Source organism: Neobacillus sp. S1227 (genome assembly GCF_055385255.1).
The window spans coordinates 1313035-1330636 of sequence record NZ_AP038276.1 but is presented as its reverse complement, the minus strand read 5'-3'; the positions used below and the strand labels follow the sequence as shown (position 1 = coordinate 1330636).

13 protein-coding genes and 1 tRNA gene are annotated in these 17602 nt (G+C 41.2%); 4 read left to right on the top strand and 10 right to left on the bottom strand.

Annotated features, from left to right (window positions below; all coding sequences use genetic code 11):
* The first annotated feature begins 147 nt into the window (after positions 1-147).
* A complete protein-coding gene (nagE, locus tag ACZ5AE_RS06725) occupies positions 148-2040 on the top strand; it encodes an N-acetylglucosamine-specific PTS transporter subunit IIBC (protein ID WP_464570636.1) in 1893 nt (630 codons plus the stop codon).
* A gap of 552 nt (positions 2041-2592) precedes the next feature.
* Here the strand turns inward: nagE and menC are convergent.
* From menC to ACZ5AE_RS06690, 7 genes are all read right to left on the bottom strand, one after another.
* Positions 2593-3699: an o-succinylbenzoate synthase gene (gene menC / locus ACZ5AE_RS06720; RefSeq protein ID WP_464570634.1), complete on the bottom strand. Its 1107-nt coding sequence runs from the start codon at positions 3697-3699 to the stop codon at positions 2593-2595.
* Between the two features lie 96 nt (positions 3700-3795).
* Entirely contained in the window at positions 3796-5280 is a 1485-nt protein-coding gene (locus ACZ5AE_RS06715; RefSeq protein ID WP_464570632.1) for an amino acid permease, read from the bottom strand.
* A gap of 320 nt (positions 5281-5600) precedes the next feature.
* Positions 5601-6449: a MurR/RpiR family transcriptional regulator gene (locus ACZ5AE_RS06710; RefSeq protein WP_464570630.1), complete on the bottom strand. Its 849-nt coding sequence runs from the start codon at positions 6447-6449 to the stop codon at positions 5601-5603.
* A gap of 417 nt (positions 6450-6866) precedes the next feature.
* Positions 6867-8036: a sporulation protein YhbH gene (gene yhbH, locus ACZ5AE_RS06705; RefSeq protein WP_464570628.1), complete on the bottom strand. Its 1170-nt coding sequence runs from the start codon at positions 8034-8036 to the stop codon at positions 6867-6869.
* Between the two features lie 262 nt (positions 8037-8298).
* Positions 8299-10194 (bottom strand): PrkA family serine protein kinase, encoded by a 1896-nt coding sequence (locus ACZ5AE_RS06700; protein WP_464570626.1) that lies wholly within the window; start codon positions 10192-10194, stop codon positions 8299-8301.
* Positions 10195-10512: 318 nt separating this feature from the next.
* Entirely contained in the window at positions 10513-10986 is a 474-nt protein-coding gene (gene trmL / locus ACZ5AE_RS06695) for a tRNA (uridine(34)/cytosine(34)/5-carboxymethylaminomethyluridine(34)-2'-O)-methyltransferase TrmL (protein ID WP_464570624.1), read from the bottom strand.
* Positions 10987-11046: 60 nt separating this feature from the next.
* Positions 11047-11961 (bottom strand): amidase domain-containing protein, encoded by a 915-nt coding sequence (locus tag ACZ5AE_RS06690; protein WP_464570622.1) that lies wholly within the window; start codon positions 11959-11961, stop codon positions 11047-11049.
* 323 nt (positions 11962-12284) lie between these two features.
* Here ACZ5AE_RS06690 and ACZ5AE_RS06685 point away from each other — a divergent pair, with 323 nt between their 5' ends.
* The gene (locus tag ACZ5AE_RS06685) at positions 12285-12767 is read left to right on the top strand and encodes a YndM family protein (RefSeq protein WP_464570620.1); all 483 of its coding nucleotides are present in this window, start codon (positions 12285-12287) and stop codon (positions 12765-12767) included.
* Between the two features lie 259 nt (positions 12768-13026).
* On the opposite strand, the gene queG is transcribed toward ACZ5AE_RS06685, so the two are convergent.
* Positions 13027-14157 carry a tRNA epoxyqueuosine(34) reductase QueG gene (gene queG, locus ACZ5AE_RS06680; RefSeq protein ID WP_464570618.1) on the bottom strand — a complete coding sequence of 377 codons (1131 nt, stop codon included), beginning with the start codon at positions 14155-14157 and terminating at the stop codon, positions 13027-13029.
* Between the two features lie 107 nt (positions 14158-14264).
* On the opposite strand from queG, the gene ACZ5AE_RS06675 reads away from it, so the two are divergent.
* On the top strand, positions 14265-14936 hold the full coding sequence (locus ACZ5AE_RS06675) for a B3/B4 domain-containing protein (RefSeq protein WP_464570616.1): 672 nt from the start codon (positions 14265-14267) through the stop codon (positions 14934-14936).
* A 59-nt stretch (positions 14937-14995) separates the two neighbouring features.
* Here ACZ5AE_RS06675 and ACZ5AE_RS06670 read toward each other — a convergent pair.
* Positions 14996-15069, bottom strand: a tRNA-Gly gene (locus ACZ5AE_RS06670).
* A gap of 236 nt (positions 15070-15305) precedes the next feature.
* On the opposite strand from ACZ5AE_RS06670, the gene ACZ5AE_RS06665 reads away from it, so the two are divergent.
* Positions 15306-16508: an MFS transporter gene (locus tag ACZ5AE_RS06665; RefSeq protein ID WP_464570614.1), complete on the top strand. Its 1203-nt coding sequence runs from the start codon at positions 15306-15308 to the stop codon at positions 16506-16508.
* A 108-nt stretch (positions 16509-16616) separates the two neighbouring features.
* Here ACZ5AE_RS06665 and ACZ5AE_RS06660 read toward each other — a convergent pair whose 3' ends face one another.
* Positions 16617-17600, bottom strand: a complete 984-nt coding sequence (locus tag ACZ5AE_RS06660; protein ID WP_464570612.1) for an NAD(P)/FAD-dependent oxidoreductase — start codon at positions 17598-17600, stop codon at positions 16617-16619.
* Between the last annotated feature and the right edge of the window lie 2 nt (positions 17601-17602).

Sequence of the window (17602 nt, the reverse complement as noted above, 5' to 3'; positions counted from 1 at the left end):
TTATAAACGCTGATTTACCAAGTATTTAGATTATTTTAAATAGTGATACTTTTTAAATTGGTATAGACATCTATAATTTAGTGGTGTTATATTTGTAAATGAAAAGCGCTTTCACAAAGATAATCTTTTTAAAGGAGAGAAAACATCATGTTAGGCTTTTTACAACGAATCGGTAAAGCTCTCATGCTCCCTATCGCGGTATTACCTGCAGCAGGATTGCTGCTTCGTTTTGGGCAGCCAGATTTATTGGATATACCGTTTATTGCCAATGCGGGGAATGCTATCTTTGCAAACCTAGCTTTGATATTTGCGATTGGAGTAGCAATGGGATTTGCTAAAGATAATAACGGAGCTGCAGCATTGGCAGGTGCCATTGGGTATTTAGTTTTAACAGAAGGAACAAAAGCAATTGATAAAAATATAAATATGGGTGTCCTTGGAGGGATTCTCACGGGGATTATCGCAGGACTGCTTTACAATCGCTACCGTGATGTGAAGCTTCCTGAGTGGTTAGGATTCTTTAGCGGCAGACGTTTTGTTCCAATTGTTACGTCCGTAGCGATGGTCATTTTAGCGGGTATTGCAGGGTTTGTTTGGCCGCCGATCCAGGATGCCATTAATGGAGTGGGCAACTGGATTATTGGATTGGGCGCCGTAGGCTCCGGTATTTTCGGATTCTTAAACCGCCTGCTTATTCCTTTAGGTTTACACCATGTATTAAACAGCTTATTCTGGTTCCAGTTTGGCGAGTTTCAAGGAAAGGCCGGGGACATTGCCCGCTTCTTCGCAGGCGATCCAACAGCCGGGGGATACATGACTGGATTCTTTCCGATTATGATGTTTGGACTTCCGGCAGCAGCATTCGCCATTATCGCTGCCGCTAAACCGGAAAAGCGAAAAGCAACTTCTGGCATGTTTATCGGCCTAGCGTTAACATCATTCTTAACCGGTATTACCGAACCAATTGAATTTTCTTTCATGTTTATCGCACCACTTCTTTACGGAATTCACGCTGTCTTAACAGGGTTGTCGATGTGGATTACTTCCCTTTTAGGAATTAGGGACGGATTTACTTTCTCGGCAGGTGCGATAGACTATTTGTTAAATTTCAATATCGCTGAAAAACCTATTTTGTTATTAGTTGTCGGCCTTGTTTATGCTGTTATTTATTTCGCTATTTTCTATTTCTTAATTAAGGCACTTGATATTAAAACACCAGGACGTGAAGACGAAGCTGCGGACGAAACTTCAGAAGCTCCAGCTGTTACAACAAATAGAGGCAACAAATATGAAACGATGGCATATCATTTTATCAATGATATCGGCGGTCGAGATAACATTACAGCGATTGATAACTGTACAACCCGCCTGCGCTTAAATGTGAAGGATATGGATAAAGTTAACGATTCTGCCTTGAAAATGCATGGTGCTAAAGGGATCATGAAATTGAATAAAACGAACCTGCAGGTTGTTGTCGGTACTGAGGTTGAATTTGTGGCCGACGCCATGAAGAACATGGATAAGAAGACGGTAAATTTCGATAAAAGTGTGGAAGAAAATACACCGGTAGTTTCAAACCGTCTCCAGCCATTAACTGATAAAGACTTTGTGATGCCGATTGAAGGGGAAATCATCCCGTTAACCGAAGTTCCCGACCAGGTATTCTCGCAAAAAATGATGGGTGACGGCTTTGGCATTGTCCCTGCCAGCGGGGTAGTTGTATCACCTGTAGACGGAGAAATAATGAATGTATTTCCAACAAAGCATGCGATTGGCATCAAATCGAAGCAAGGCTATGAAATCCTTATTCATATTGGCTTAGACACAGTAAATTTAAAAGGCGAAGGCTTTAACGTACTTGTTCACGAGGGCCAGAATATAGTAAAGGGTCAAGAAATTTTGAAGTTTGATTTGGATTTTGTTAAGAAATCAGTACCATCTATAGTAACACCAGTTATTTTTACAAATTTAACAAAATTAAATGTAAAGAAGCTTGGAAATGCAGAACAAGGTAAGAGCGGGATCTTATCAATTGAATAGAAATAAAAGGCTGTTGAAGAACTTTCGACAGCCTTTTATTTCGACCTGTTTCTTTAGTTACTAACACAAAAAGGGGTAATCTATAGAGAATAATCGAAGGAATCTTAGAGGGAAATGTCTCACATTACCATTTATTTGGATATACTTTCTGTTTTGGTTTGCTTACTTTCCAAATGGGGAGAGATACTTGTTTTATTCATGATTTTATTTACACTTCTTAACCATATACTTACCTGAATACCTGATTTACTTACCAACCTTATTTTACAGGGGTAATTCACCCCAAAAAGCCAGGCCGCGAGCCTGGCTCAGGTAACATATGAAATCTTAAAAATACCTTTTTAAAATTTACTCGCTTGATCTCTGGTTTTACTCGTCAAAAGCCAGGATTTACTCGCCAACTTTTGACTTTTCTCGCCTGATTTTAAAATTTACTCGTGCAAATCAAGATTTTACTCGCCAACCCCTAACTCCTGCTGGATGGATGGTAATTTAGGTTTAGATAAAATAAAAATCGCCGAGAAATATATTTTTTCTCGGCAATTTTTTATTTTATCGGTATATCTTGCTGTATAAGGTATATTTATTAACTTTATCCATGCTTACTTCATATCCCATTCCAGGTGTGGTTGGCACGGTGATGGTACCATTTTCAGCAGTGACTTCAGGCTCGATGATGTCTTCTGCCCAGTAAAGTGATGAACCGGCCGTATCCCCTGGAAGGGTAAAGCCAGGCATGGCGGTCATGGCGATATTGTGAGCCCTGCCGACACCTGCTTCGAGCATACCGCCGCACCAAAGAGGGACATTCCGCTCTAGGCAGTAGTCATGGATCTTCTTAGCCTCCGATAAACCGCCAACACGGCCGACCTTTACATTAATAATTTTACAGCTTCCTAATTTCAAAGCCTTTTTTGTATCCTCAAGTGAATGGATACTTTCATCAAGGCAAATTGGCGTATTTAAATTCGCCTGCAATTCAGCATGGTCAATAATATCATTGTACGCCAAAGGCTGTTCAATCATCATTAGATTATAATCATCCAGCGTTTTTAATAAATTCATATCTGCTAATGTGTAAGCGGAATTGGCGTCCGCCATGAGCGGAATATCTGGGAAAACTTTACGAACCTTATCAATTAATTCAACATCCCAGCCCGGCTTAATTTTTAACTTAAAGCGTTTATAGCCTTCTGCACGGCGCTTTTCAATTACATCCAAGGTTGCCTCAATGGAATCCTTGATGCCGATACTTACGCCTACATCGATTGTTTTTTTCGTTCCTCCTAGAACACTAGCTAGAGATGCATTTTGCTCTCTGGCATATAAATCCCAAACAGCCATATTCAAGCATGCCTTCGCCATATAGTTGCCGCGAATATGAGCAAATTTCTCAACAAGTTCTTCTGGATGGTGAAACTCGCTATTTAATAAAATCGGAATCAGAAAATCCTCCAGCATGTGCCAATTGGTTTTGACTGTTTCTTCATTATAGTAAGGAGTCGGCATAGCCACATTCTCAGCCCAGCCAACAAGCCCATCCTCATTGATGATTTCAACAAGGATAAAATCTTTATCATACTCTGCCCCGAAACTTGTTACAAATGGATAAAGCAGATCCATCTTTAAATGTCGCAGGATAACCTGTTTTATTTTCACCTAGTGCCCCCTCCTCAAATTGATATGTATATCATTCATTATTTCATAATTTTTCAAAAAGCCAAACCGCCTTTTTTCGGCGGTTTGGGTGCAAAATTATTCGCGGCTAAAATCACAGTCTTGAAGAGGAACCATTTTGGATTTCTTCGTAATTTTATAACTTAAATACCCCATGATAAATAATGGCAGTCCAATGTAGGAAACAGCAATTCCATACCAGTCAATCTTGTCGCCAATAAAGGCTCCATAGTTGGTGCCGAGCATCGCGACTAAACATAATGCTGTAGCCAAAATTGGGCCTAGAGGGAACCATTTGGCGACATAAGGCAGGTCTTTCAAATCTCTGCCCTGTGCTTTATAAGCTTTTCTAAACCGGTAGTGAGTTACAGAAATAGCTAACCACGAGAGATATCCTGCTAATCCTGCAGCATTTAATAACCAATTATACACCGTTCCGTCGCCAAACAGAGAGGTAAGGAAACATAACATTCCAACTAACGTTGTCAAATAAATGGCGTTAACCGGTACACCGCCTTTACTTACTTTTTTCAAAAATCCAGGTGCTTTGCCTTCCTCAGCAAGTGTCCAAAGGACACGAGAGCCAACATATAAAGAGGAATTCCCTGCCGATAAAACTGAAGTTAGAATTACAGCATTCATAGCAGCAGCAGCAAAAGCAAATCCTGCATGTTTAAACACAAGTGTAAACGGACTGACTGCAATATTTTCCAAATCGCCGCCTAATAAATTTGGATCTTTATAACTGATTAAAGCACCAATAATAATAATCGCTAGAACATAGAACAAAAGAATCCGCCAAAAGATTTGTCTGATGGAACGCGGCATATCTCTTTCCGGATTTTCACTTTCACCCGCAGCAACACCGACCATTTCCGTTCCTTGGAAAGCAAATCCGACTACCATGAAAACACTGAAGATCGCAAAAATGCCGCCTTTAAATGGTGCTTCCCCTTTTGTGAAGTTTTCAAATCCGCCAGTATGACCGCTCATAATTCCGAAAATCATTAATAACCCAATGGCGATGAAAACAATGATCGTGACAACCTTGATAAGTGAAAACCAGAATTCTGCTTCACCATATCCTTTAACAGATAAAATATTTAATGCAAAAATAATAGCTAGAAAACTTGCACTCCATACGATTCCCGGTGTATTTGGAAACCAGTATTTCATGATTAATGAAGACGCAGATAACTCCAAGGCCAGAATGATTGCGTTATTGTACCAATAGTTCCAGCCAACTGCAAACCCAAGAGCGGGGTCCACAAACCTTGCTGAATAGGTGGAAAATGATCCGGAAATCGGAATAAAGGCTGCCATTTCAGCCAAGCTGGTCATTAGGAAATAAACCATGATTCCAGCAATCATATAGGCTGCAAGCGCACCGCCAGGACCAGCATCATGAATGGTTGCACCACTTGCCAAGAATAGGCCGGTACCAATCGTCCCGCCGATCGCAATCATCGTTAAATGTCTGGTTTTAAGCTTACGTTCTAAATGTTCTTTTCCTTGTGGTAAAGTATGAACAACAGCATCCGCTTTACGAGCAGTATTTTGCATAAAACACCTCTTTTTTTAGTATTCTTCTAAAGCTAGTAAAATGGCTTTGGTTATGATTTTCGCGCCATAATACAGTGCGTCTAATTGAAATGTCATCTTGTGATGATGCAGGCCAGAAGCAAGGCCGCAGCCTAATCCCAATCATTGTAGCAGGAAGTCCTGGGTTTTTCACTGTGTATAAATGGAAGTCCTCACCCCCTTGCGAAACAAAGACAGGAACAACCTGTTGGTCCCTGAGAGTATCTTTGATAGCGTTTTCAACAAACTTCATAAGCTCGTCCATTCTTATTTATCTCATGAAAGAACCCTTTCTTTGCGAATTATTCACTAAAAACATTAAAACTTGAATATATTTCTTCTAATCTTTGTTGATGGGTCCGGATCCTCTCCTGGTCTTTTTCATGGATTCCTTCAATAATTAAATCCACTAAGCTAATGACTGATGCAATTGAATTGCTTCCTGTTTGAACATTTTCTTCAGTGGTCAGAACAATATTGGAAATTCTTCCCACTGGAGAAAGCATCCGGTCTGTCACCGCAATTAAAAAAATTCTATTTTCTGCCGCATATTCAGCTAACTTTATGGTTTGAGTGGAGTACCTTGAGAAGGAAAATACAACAACAACAGAATTTTTAGTCAGATTAGATAATTTCTCGATAAAGTCCCCTGTTGGGGAGTACAGGTTTACTTGGTCCCTGATCGAACCAAGCATATAGGAAAACCAATAGGCAGCAGCGTGGGAAAGCATATGCCCGGCGATTAACACTTGGTCTGCCTTTATAAGGGCATCAACTGCTTTCCAAAGCTCCTGGACATTTCTTCTATTAATTAGTTGTTTTAAAATCTGAATTTCGTTCAAGATGACTCTTTTAAAAGGGTCGCTAGTACCAATCGGTATGATGGTCTGCTCGCCTATGGCGGCTTGATTTTCGCGGAGCAGTTCTTCTTGAATGACAGCCTGCATCTCACTAAAGCTTTCAAAGCCCAATGCATACGAAAGACGAATCACTGTGGTTTCACTCACTGCCGCTTGACGGCCGATTTGAAAGGCCGTTTTAAAGGCAGCTTGGTTAAGATGTTCAATCAGGTAGTTGGCCACTTTTTTTTGACCTGTTGACAAACCGGGAAATTTTTCTTTAATTCTTTGTTGAAATGATTGAGAGTCCATTCCTTCACCTCACTGAAGAATGAAGGTAATCCTTCATCTATAATATTTGTTGCAGGAAATCCTTTATTTAAGATTACACTATCACAAATTCATCAAAATTCAAAGAGGAATTTTAATTGTTTGAAAAATTCCACCCCCCTCTAAATCTTGTTAACGAAAGGCTCTTTTCGTAAAGTTTGTTGTTTTTGGGAATAACACTGTCCGTTCCTTTCCGCTACAGTCGCTTGCTTTCCGCGGGGAGGAAGTCGAGCCTCCTCGACGTTCCGTCTCCGGGGTCTCGACCTTTCCTCTATTTCCCGCAGGAGTCAAGCGCCTTTCGCTCCAATCCACTCGGTGTTTTCAATATAGTTAAAAGCAACAATCTCTGAGAAAAGTGCCAAACGAAAAAACGGCAGGTGTCATTGCACCTGCCGTTTTTTATGCAAATACTTCGTTCTCCTCTTTTTGGAAGAAGCTTTTCATGGCGTGGAATACGTCTGCTTTCTGCTTGAGGATATAGTGGCGGAAATGCTCATCTTTGATGTTTTTATAGGCGGACATTAGAGTAGAGTGACGGTTGTATTGATTGACTTCTCCATAACCAAACATATTGGATACCTTCATTAATTCCTCCACCAGCTTTACGCAGCGTGCATTATCTGATGTAAGATTATCTCCGTCTGAAAAGTGGAACGGGTAAATATTATACTTGCGTGGATTGTATTTCGCTTCGATAATCTCTAAGGCTTTTCTGTAGGCAGAGGAGCAGATTGTTCCACCGCTTTCCCCTTTCGAGAAAAAGTCTTCCTCCGATACGACCTTAGCCTCGGTATGGTGGGCAATAAACTCAATTTCAACCGTTTCATATTTCGTCCTTAAGAAACGGGTCATCCAAAAGAAGAAACTTCGTGCCATATATTTTTCCCATATCCCCATCGAACCGCTTGTATCCATCATCGCTAGCACCACAGCCTTAGAATCCGGCTTCACCACTTCATTCCAGGTTTTAAATTTCAAATCCTCTTTATAAATCGGGTGGAATGCCGGTTTCCCGCTCATCGCATTTCTCTTAAAAGCAGTCATCATCGTCCGCTTTTTATCGATATTGCCCATCAGCCCAGTTTTTCGGATATCGTTGAATTCGATGTTTTCAACGAGATGTTCCTGATCTTCTTTTTTCTTTAAATTTGGCAGCTCCAATTGCTTGAAAAGGGCTTCTTCAAGCTCCATTAGAGAAACCTCCGCCTCGAAATAGTCCTCTCCCGCTTGGTCTCCAGCTCCCTGTCCTTTGCCTGGACCTTTTTGACCGCTGTTTGACCCATCACGCGCCACAACGTCCCCTACTTGACTCTCACCGTCACCTTGGCCCACGTGTTTGTTTTTATCATAGTTATATCGAATTTTATATTCGTCCAAAGAACGTATCGGAATTTTTACCACATCTCGACCGTTAGACATGATAATACTCTCTTCTGTAATTAGATCGGGTAAATTATTGCGAATAGCCTCTTGGACTTTTTCCTGATGGCGCTGCTGGTCATCGTGGCCTTTACGGTGGAGGGACCAATCTTCTTTCGAAATCACAAATTGATGGTTATTGTTTGACATTGAAAACCCCTCCTTAATGAAATCTTTCAATTAATCACACATTTTTATCAAAAAACATACAATAACGAGAATGGAAAAATGAAGAGAAATATGGATTACTTTATCCTATGCAGAAAAGGAGAATAATTTACAAATTATTTTGACAATTGGTTTGTTAGCCTACCAAAATGGACGAGCCATTTGTTACCATGGTCCGCTTTGAGTCTTATTCATGTGGTGAAAAAAACAGACTGGCAGAATAACATCCACCAGTCTTTTAACCCTACCTATTTAACAAACTGCCTACATACCGTAATAATTCATTTGCGGATGTTGAATTGTAGCCATGCTCATCAATTAAGCGGGCGACAACCTCGTTAATTTTTTTCAGTTGCTGCTCATCCGGCGTTTTTGTAGAAGTGGTAATCTTCACTACATCTTTCAGGTCAGCAAACAGCTTCTTCTGAATCGCTTCACGGAGACGGTCATGGGAATTATAATCGAACCGTTTACCTTTCCTTGCAAAGGCAGAAATCCGAATTAAGATTTCCTCACGGAAGGCCTTCTTGGCATTCTCCGAAATGCCAATTTGTTCTTCAATCGAACGCATTAGCTTTTCATCCGGATTGATTTCTTCTCCGGTTAACGGATCGCGGAGCTTGGCTTTGTTGCAATAAGCCTCGACGTTATCGAGATAATTATCCATCAGCGTTTTCGCAGACTCTTCATAAGAATAAACGAACGCTTTTTGAACTTCCTTCTTAGCAATATTATCATACTCTTTACGAGCTAAAGAGATATAATTCATATAACGTTCGCGCAGTTCAGCTGTAATCGATGGATGCTGGTCAAGACCGTCCTTCAATGACCTTAACACATCCAATGCATTAATAGACGGCACTTCTTTACGGATAATGGTAGATGAAATACGGTTGATGACGTAACGAGGGTCGATTCCGCTCATACCTTCATCCGGATATTCCTTCTTAAGTTCATCCACATCGGCGGAATTAAATCCTTCGACACTTTGGCCGTCATAAAGGCGCATTTTCTTAATGAGATCAATATCGCCCTTTTTCGGTTCCTTCAGCCGTGTTAGAATCGTAAACATCGCTGCTACCTTTAATGTATGCGGTGCGATATGAACATCGGAAACATCACTTTCACGGATCATTTTTTCATAAATCCGCTCTTCTTGGGAAGCCTTTAAGTTATACGGAATTGGCATGACGATAATCCGTGAATGCAAGGCTTCATTTTTCTTGTTGGAGATGAAGGAGCGGTATTCGGTTTCGTTGGTATGGGCGACAATAAGCTCATCGGCACTGATGAGCGCAAATCTTCCCGCCTTGAAATTCCCCTCTTGGGTTAACGATAATAAATGCCATAGGAATTTCTCATCACATTTCAGCATTTCCTGGAATTCCATCATCCCGCGGTTAGCCTTATTTAATTCCCCGTCAAAACGGTAAGCACGCGGATCTGATTCAGAACCAAATTCTGCAATCGTTGAAAAATCAATACTGCCTGTTAAGTCGGCAATATCCTGCGACTTTGGATCAGATGGGCTAAATGTCCCAATACCGGTTCGCTTATCTTCCGAGAAAAAGATTCTTTCTACCTGAACATCTTCAATGCGGCCGCCGTACTCCTGCTCTAACCGCATCATATTTAGCGGTGATAGATTTCCTTCAATTCTGATTCCATATTCATCAAAGAAATCCTGCCGAAGATGATGAGGAATCAAATGGAGCGGATCTTCATGCATCGGGCAGCCTTTAATGGCAAATACCGAACCGCGATCGGTATGGGAGTACTTTTCCAATCCTCTTTTTAACATCGTTACAAGAGTAGATTTTCCTCCACTTACCGGTCCCATTAACAGCAGGATCCGTTTCCTGACATCGAGCCTTTTAGCAGCCGGATGGAAGTATTCCTCCACCAATCGCTCTAAGGCTTCTTCCAATCCGAATAACTCATTGCTAAAGAAATTATATTTCTTCGTCCCGTTTACTTCTTCAATTCCGGCATCCTTAACCATATTATAAACTCGAGAATGTGCAGACTGTGCAACCCATGGCTTTTCCTTTAACAATTCCAAATAATCAGCAAACGTTCCTTCCCAGCGAAGTTTCTCTTCTTCTTCTCGGTACCTCTCGATTTTTTTTAGAATGTCCATAAGGCCCTCCCCCTGTAGTTAATCAGAGACGATTAATATACTCTATGCACCTTAACAATCGAACATGCGTAACCAAGACGTTTTACTCTTTCTTTTTCTTTTTTTTTCACGATCTTGCCCTTTTCATTTTTGGAAGTTAGGCTATAATAATTATATGTGTATAAAATGAAAACTTGATTAAAGAAGGGGGATATACATAATGGGTACTTTTCTAGTCATTTTAGTAATGATCGCATTTTTAACAGCTATTTTCACTTCTGGATTCAACGACAAACCAGGTTCGAATAAATAAAAAAAGACTGCCCCGGCAGTCTTTTTTTATTTAAGGTTTGGATAATGCTGCTGGCGCAATGCCTCGTAAATGACAACCGCTGCGGTATTGGACAGGTTTAACGAACGTACATTGTCATTCATAGGAATCCTTAAGGCAAGGTCCTTATTTTTGTCAATGACGTCTTTCGGCAGGCCGGTGGTTTCGCGGCCAAAAATAAAATAATAATCCTTGGCGGTATCGCTGTAGTCAAAGGTTGAATACGGTTTTGTGCCGAATTTCGTTACATAAAAAAATTCGCCGCCAGCATTTTTTTCAAAAAATTCATCTAATGAATCGTAGTAAAGCATGTTTACAAATTCCCAATAGTCTAGCCCTGCTCTTTTCAGCATTTTGTCTTCTAAAGAAAAGCCTAATGGCCCAATTAAGTGTAAGTTAGTATTAGTGGCAGCACAGGTACGTGCGATATTACCGCTGTTAGATGGGTTTTCTGGCTGGTATAGGACAACGTGCACTGACATGAATTTCACCTCAAATAAAAACTCTAAGAGCTATTATACCACTTTTTCAAGAATTGGACCTTAGCCGTCAATAATAGAATAAAACTTATATTTAATGTTTGGCGTGTAGGCGGAAGAATCTTCATATGCCCAGTACCGCATCCGACTGTTGTACGTATGGGCATTGACGAGCGGCATCCCGTACGCATCCCTGCCCGTTACGATCGTATTATGATTAAACCTGCCGTCCCCTTCAAAATCATAGCAAATGATATCTCCCAATGTTAACTGGTCGGGGCTTGAAACCTCTTGTGCTCTTAGCCCTAGCTTCGATTGCGCAAAATACATTTTGAGAGAGTGGGCCACTGCCCAACTGAAGCTCCAATTTTGATTTCGCAGCCACCATCCTGTGCCCCGGTTTGGAAAGCCCCGCATTGGAGCTTCCCCAGCATGAAGGCATTGCGAGATAAAGTTGGTACAGTCGTTTTCAAATTTTTTATAGGTGGGATTATAGCTGTTCCACCAGCGTTCTGCGTACTGGACAGCTTTGAGTCGGTTATATTGGTAGTTGATTCGTTCTTCATTGGATTCAGCGGGCCCGGCTTCGGATGGGGGCGGGTTTTCATGTTGATTCTCCTGATAGAGTGGCGGGTGGATTTCTTCATCCATAATTAAGGCCCCCTGATAAAACTTTGCCATTCTTTCTTCTGTCTCTTCCTCAAGATATAGACTTCCTTTTTGTTTGATTAAATATTGATAATGGGCAAGGTATTTCACCTGCTGGAAATCATCTTCATCTGCGGTGGTAAGGATTTTTCCAGTCGCTTTCACCTTAACGATTTCCGCCGACCTTTTTGAGAGAGTTTCCCGTTTCTGCTCGGCTTTTGGAAAAAAGTCTTTGGCATTTCGCTGGCTGGCTACGAATTGCTGCACCCTGAACTCGAAAAGCTGCTGAAGGGCATCACGCATTTGGCTTTTCACTCCTTTCACTTTCATACATATGAAAGGAAGCGGGATAAAATAAAGAATCTGTACATTTTCATTCGGGAATTTAATTATTTTGGGTTTATTTTCCTAGTAATGCGGGGCTTTCTTGACTGATAGGCCGTAATTTATGAAAGTACATATCTTCACATACTCTAGATGATACTGATATGTTGCTTTTACCTATTAGCTTAATCTTCTATTTACTGCACTCATGGGGTTAAGTACAATCCTAATAAATTATTCACGACAAAAATATATTAATGATGGCTTCAGAGAGGTCGGTGTATATCTTAGGAGATTTTTTCGAAAAATACACAAAGGAGGTGTAAGAAATGAGGCATATTTTAAGAATTGTCTTGAAGTTTATTGCAGCTGTTGTTGTACTGGGTATTATAGATGCATTGGGCTACGATTTGGGTGCTTCTGATATCCTGGGCATTTCAGCAGTTTTAGCTATTGTTAGTTATGTATTGGGCGACTTATTTATTTTACGAGCTACAAATAACACAGTGGCAACGATTGCTGATTTTGTCTTATCGTTTGTCATTCTCTACCTAATGATCGATAATATGACCGCTGAGGATGACGTATTTTCCGCTTCACTTATTGGCTCGATTGTGATCACTGCTTTTGAAATCTTCTTTCATCGCTTATTAGGAAGAGAACCTGGCAAACAGGCCTCCAATCAGCGGCAAACCATCCAAGCTGGAAGACCACAATTTCAAACAGAAGCGTCTTCTGAATTAACTCCTGTTAAACAGGATGTAAGAAGTGCTCAACGGGACACGTCTCAGGAGGACCAGAATAAACAATAATAGTCTGAAAAAGCGTACATTCCAAATGAATGTACGTTTTTTCGAAAATACGAATTATTTCCATTAATCAATTTTCACATCAAATGTTGATGAAATTATATATACTCGGCAATTTACCCATCCAAATTTAAGTGTGAATTCCGTGCAAACGGTATACACAACAAAAAAATGAGTGCAAATAAATACACTCATTTTAATTAACATTTATAATATTTTCGATAATAAACAAAACACGTTAAGCAGTTATCTGCTCTTTATATCATTTAAAAAAATGCAACCCATTTTCAATCTCTTTCCGAACTTCGATGTCAGCTTCTTGTTCAAGCGCTTTTTCTAATGCTGCCAGCGCTGCTTCTCCGCCAATCTTGCCAAGCGCCCAGGCCGCTGTCCCTCTAGCAACGGGACTCGCCTCGTTTTCAAGAACTTCAATTAGGTCGTCAATTGCCGTCTCATCTTTAAAATGGGCCAGCGCAATCATCGCATTTCGCTGAATTGGCTTCTTTCCTCTCCATGATCCCGCCAAATAGCCAAAGCGATTTTTAAATTCGCGATTGCTTAATTTTAAAATTGGCTTCAGCAAGGGTTTTACCGCCTCAGGATCCGGCTCCATTTCGCCATGAAAATGAAAGTTTTTTCCCTTGTTATGCGGGCACGAGGTCTGGCAGGAATCGCAGCCATAGATACGATTACCGATTTTCTCGCGGAACTCGTCAGGAATAAATCCCTTCGTCTGCGTTAAAAAAGAAACACAACGATGCGCATTAATCTGACCACCTTGGATTAATGCTCCCGTCGGACACGCCTCAAGGCATTTCGTACAGGAGCCGCATTGATCTTCAACTAAAGAATCCGGTTCGAAAGGAATACTCGTTATCATTTCACCTAAATAGACATACGAACCGAACTCAGGGGTAATAATGGCACAATTTTTACCGCTCCAGCCAATACCCGCCCGCTCGGCAACAGCCCGGTCCGAAAGCTCGCCCGTATCGACCATCGATTTCAGCCGTGCTTCCGGAAGCTTCATTAAAATAAATTCCTCAAGCTTCTTTAGACGGTCCTTTATAATATGATGATAATCTTGCCCCCACGATGCGCGGGCATAAATTCCCCGCCGTTCTCCCTTTTTACTCTGGACACGGTTTGTCATTTTAGAGGGGTATGCTAACGCAATCGAAATAATCGACTGAGCACCTTCCATTAATAATGTCGGCGTGGTCCGCTTTTCAATATCAGGCTCTTCAAAGCCTGATTGGTAGCCCAGGTCCTGCTGGCGGATTAAGCGATTTTTCAATTCCATGAATGGGTCAGCGGTGGTAAATCCGATTTTATCGATGCCGATATCTTTGCTGTAAGCTATAACTTCTTGCTTTAGTTTTCGAAAGTCCAATGGTTCAACCTCCCTTCAAAGGATTTTGATCTATAAAAAGTTGTTTAATTATTATCAGCCGTCTATCTATGATAAACTATTTTCAAATAAATTTGGAGGTGGAATCCTTGGAAATACAGGTTTCTTCGGAAATAACAGAGCTAATCCCCAATTTTAAAGTCGGTGTAATCGAATATAGCAATATTACAGTGAGCGAATCGCCGCAGATGCTAAAGGGGCGGCTTCGGCTTTTTCAGGAATCAATCTTTTTTGACTTAGAAGGAAAAAATGTCACGGAACTTCCAGGGATCCAGGAATGGCGTAATGTTTTTAAGAAGACGGGAAAGGATCCGAACAGGTATCGCCACTCGGCCGAAGCTTTGTTCAGGAGGGTAAAAAAACAAAATTACTTTGCATCCGGACAGAGTGCGGTTGACCTATATAATTTTTTCTCGCTTCAATATCAGGTGCCAATTGGCCTTTACGATCAGGATTTCTTGCAGGAACCAGTGGAAATTCGCATTGGAAAAACCGGTGAGGAATATATAGGATTAAACGGCAGAACCAATTCCCTTGAGTGTCTTATTTTAACCTCTGACGCAAATGGTCCATTTGGAAGTCCGTTTGTGGATTCAGAAAGAACCGCCGTCACCAATACAACGAAAAATGCTTTGCAAATCATTTACCAAAGACCTTCAACAGATATGGAAAATGCTAAAAAGCTGACAGAGTCATTGATGAACATGTTTGTCCAGATCCATGGCGGTGAAGCCTCTTATCGAATTCTTGGAGGCAAATAAAAATAAAACGCAGCGCAACGTTCTTTGCGAAACGGTACACTGCGTTGGTTACTATGTAATGGAGCGGGTGATGAGAATCGAACTCACAACAACAGCTTGGAAGGCTGTGGTTTTACCACTAAACTACACCCGCATATCAAAAACTTTAAAATATTTATGAACAAATTCGACCTTTATAATATTACATATTTCACAAACTTTCGTCAAGAGAAAAACACGAATTTTGTCGAATTTTTTTTAATGATAAAAACAGGCCTGCTTAGCCCGCCATCTCCTTCATGTTTGAGGAAATTATTTTCCCTTTTAATAATGAACTGAATATAGTATTTTTGTAGAATAGAAAATAATACTAGATTTTCAGGAGAACATATGTGGAGAAACAAAAATGTATGGATTATATTATCCGGGGAGTTTATAGCCGGGCTTGGCCTATGGCTTGGGATTATTGGAAATTTGGAATTTATGCAGGCAAAACTGCCCTCTGATTTCTTAAAGTCTCTTTTACTTGCCAGCGGTCTTCTTGCGGGAGTAGCAGTGGGGCCATACGCAGGCAGGCTCACAGACCGGGCGAGCAAGAAAACAGTCATGCTATTTGCTGGATTGGTCAGGGTTATGAGTGTGGTTTTTATGCTAATTGCCATTGCCACCGAGTCGATTTGGTGGATGGCCGTTTTCCTGGTGCTGCTGCAAATTTCTGCTGCCTTCTATTTTCCCGCCTTACAAGCAGCGATTCCGCTTGTCGTCGAGGAGAAAGAGCTGATCCGATTAAACGGTGTTCATATGAATGTTTCAACTTTATCGCGAATTATCGGTACTGCGGCAGCCGGTTTATTGATTGTAATCATGCCCTTATTCATTCTTTATTTAGGCTCTTTAATTGCTTATATCGTATTACTGGTCCTGACGTGGTTCTTAGACATTGATGAAGGTCAGTACATTCAGCAAGCGAAGATTAGTACATTAGAGAAAACAGGGTTCAAGGACGTTTTCCCATTAATTCAAAGGCTGCCGATTGTCTTTATGACCCTTATTATGACGCTGGTACCGGTACTTTTTCTTGGCGGTTTCAATTTGCTGGTGATCAATATCAGCGAGATTCAGGATAGTGCAGCCATCAAAGGCTGGATTTACACGGCAGAGGGAACATTTTTTATGATTGGTGCTTTTTTTATTAAGCAGATTAGTGACAAAATTTCACCGTACTTGATTTTGTTCGCTTGTTCATTCTTGATTGGGGTATCGCAGTTCCTTCTCTTTTTCGCTGATAATCAAGTCATCACAGTCGCGGCTTTTGCGGTGTTTGGTTTTGCTGTTGGCTGCTTTTTTCCAACAGCAGCAACCATCTTTCAAACAAAGGTACCGAAGGAGTTCCATGGACGTTTCTTCTCTTTCCGGAATATGCTGGACAGGGTCAGCTTCCAGGTGGTCCTCCTCCTTTCCGGCTTCTTGCTGGACTTGATTGGCTTGCAGAACATGTGCGTCCTATTTGGTGCGATATCCTTTACCGTCACAACAATCTTCTATATACGAAACAAACACATCCAAACCCGATTACTCGAAAAAAACAATTAAGCAAAAAAGGCACGTGCCCACTCATTGTGGATCGTGCCTTTTACTTTACACTGGGAATGTCCACCCCACACGGCCAAATATCCACGAACAGTGCCTGGCACCATTTTCCTAAAAATGGGTGGTCGAATAGATAGGCTTCAGTTCTTTTTCTGGTTGGATATAGGCTTTTGCGCTGTTGACGGCTGTGGGTCCTTCTGCGAATCCGCCTGCAATGAGGTGGAGTTTATTTTGATAATTGGCGATATCCCCAGCCGCGAAGATTCCCTCCATGCTCGTTTGCATGAACTGGTCTACTTTGAGGCCGCCTTTTTCAAATTCCAAGCCCCACTTTTTAATAGGACCTAAGTCGATTGCAAATCCATGGTTCACAAGGATTTCATCAACCTCAATCACTTGCTGTTCTCCTGTTTCCATATTTTTCACAGAAACACCTGTTAGCTTTTGACCATCCCCATAAAGATTTTCAAGAACACATGGAGTCATAATCTTTGCAGTGGAGTTTCTCAGGTTGGTAATGTACCGTTCAAGTCCGGAAAACTCATGACGCCGATGTACGACTGTTACATGTTTGGCTATCGGCAGCAGTTCATTTGCCCAATCCAAGGCCGAATTCCCTCCTCCTGAGATTAAAACGTGTTTATCCTTGAAATGCTTCATCGATTCCACGGTATAATGCAGGTTCCGCCCTTCATACTTGTCAGCTTCCTCGGTATCAAGCTTGGCACTTTTCAGTGCTCCGAATCCAGTGGCCAAGATGATCGTTCTCGTATGGTGCTTTTCTCCGTTATGGCTGGTTAATAGAAACGTTCCATCCTCTAACCGTTCCAACCCGACTACTTGTTGGTTTAAAACAATCGTCGGGTCAAAGGTTCTTGCCTGGTCCGCCAATTGCTTAATCAAATCCTCACCTGTTATCGCCGGAATGCCGCCAATATCCCGTATTGTTTTTTCAGGATAAAAATATGAGACCTTCCCCCCTAGATAGGGCAAGTATTCAATAATCTTTGTTTCCATTTCCCGCATTCCGCAATAAAAGGCGGTGAATAGACCAATTGGCCCTCCGCCAATGATGGTCACATCAAATAATTTCATTG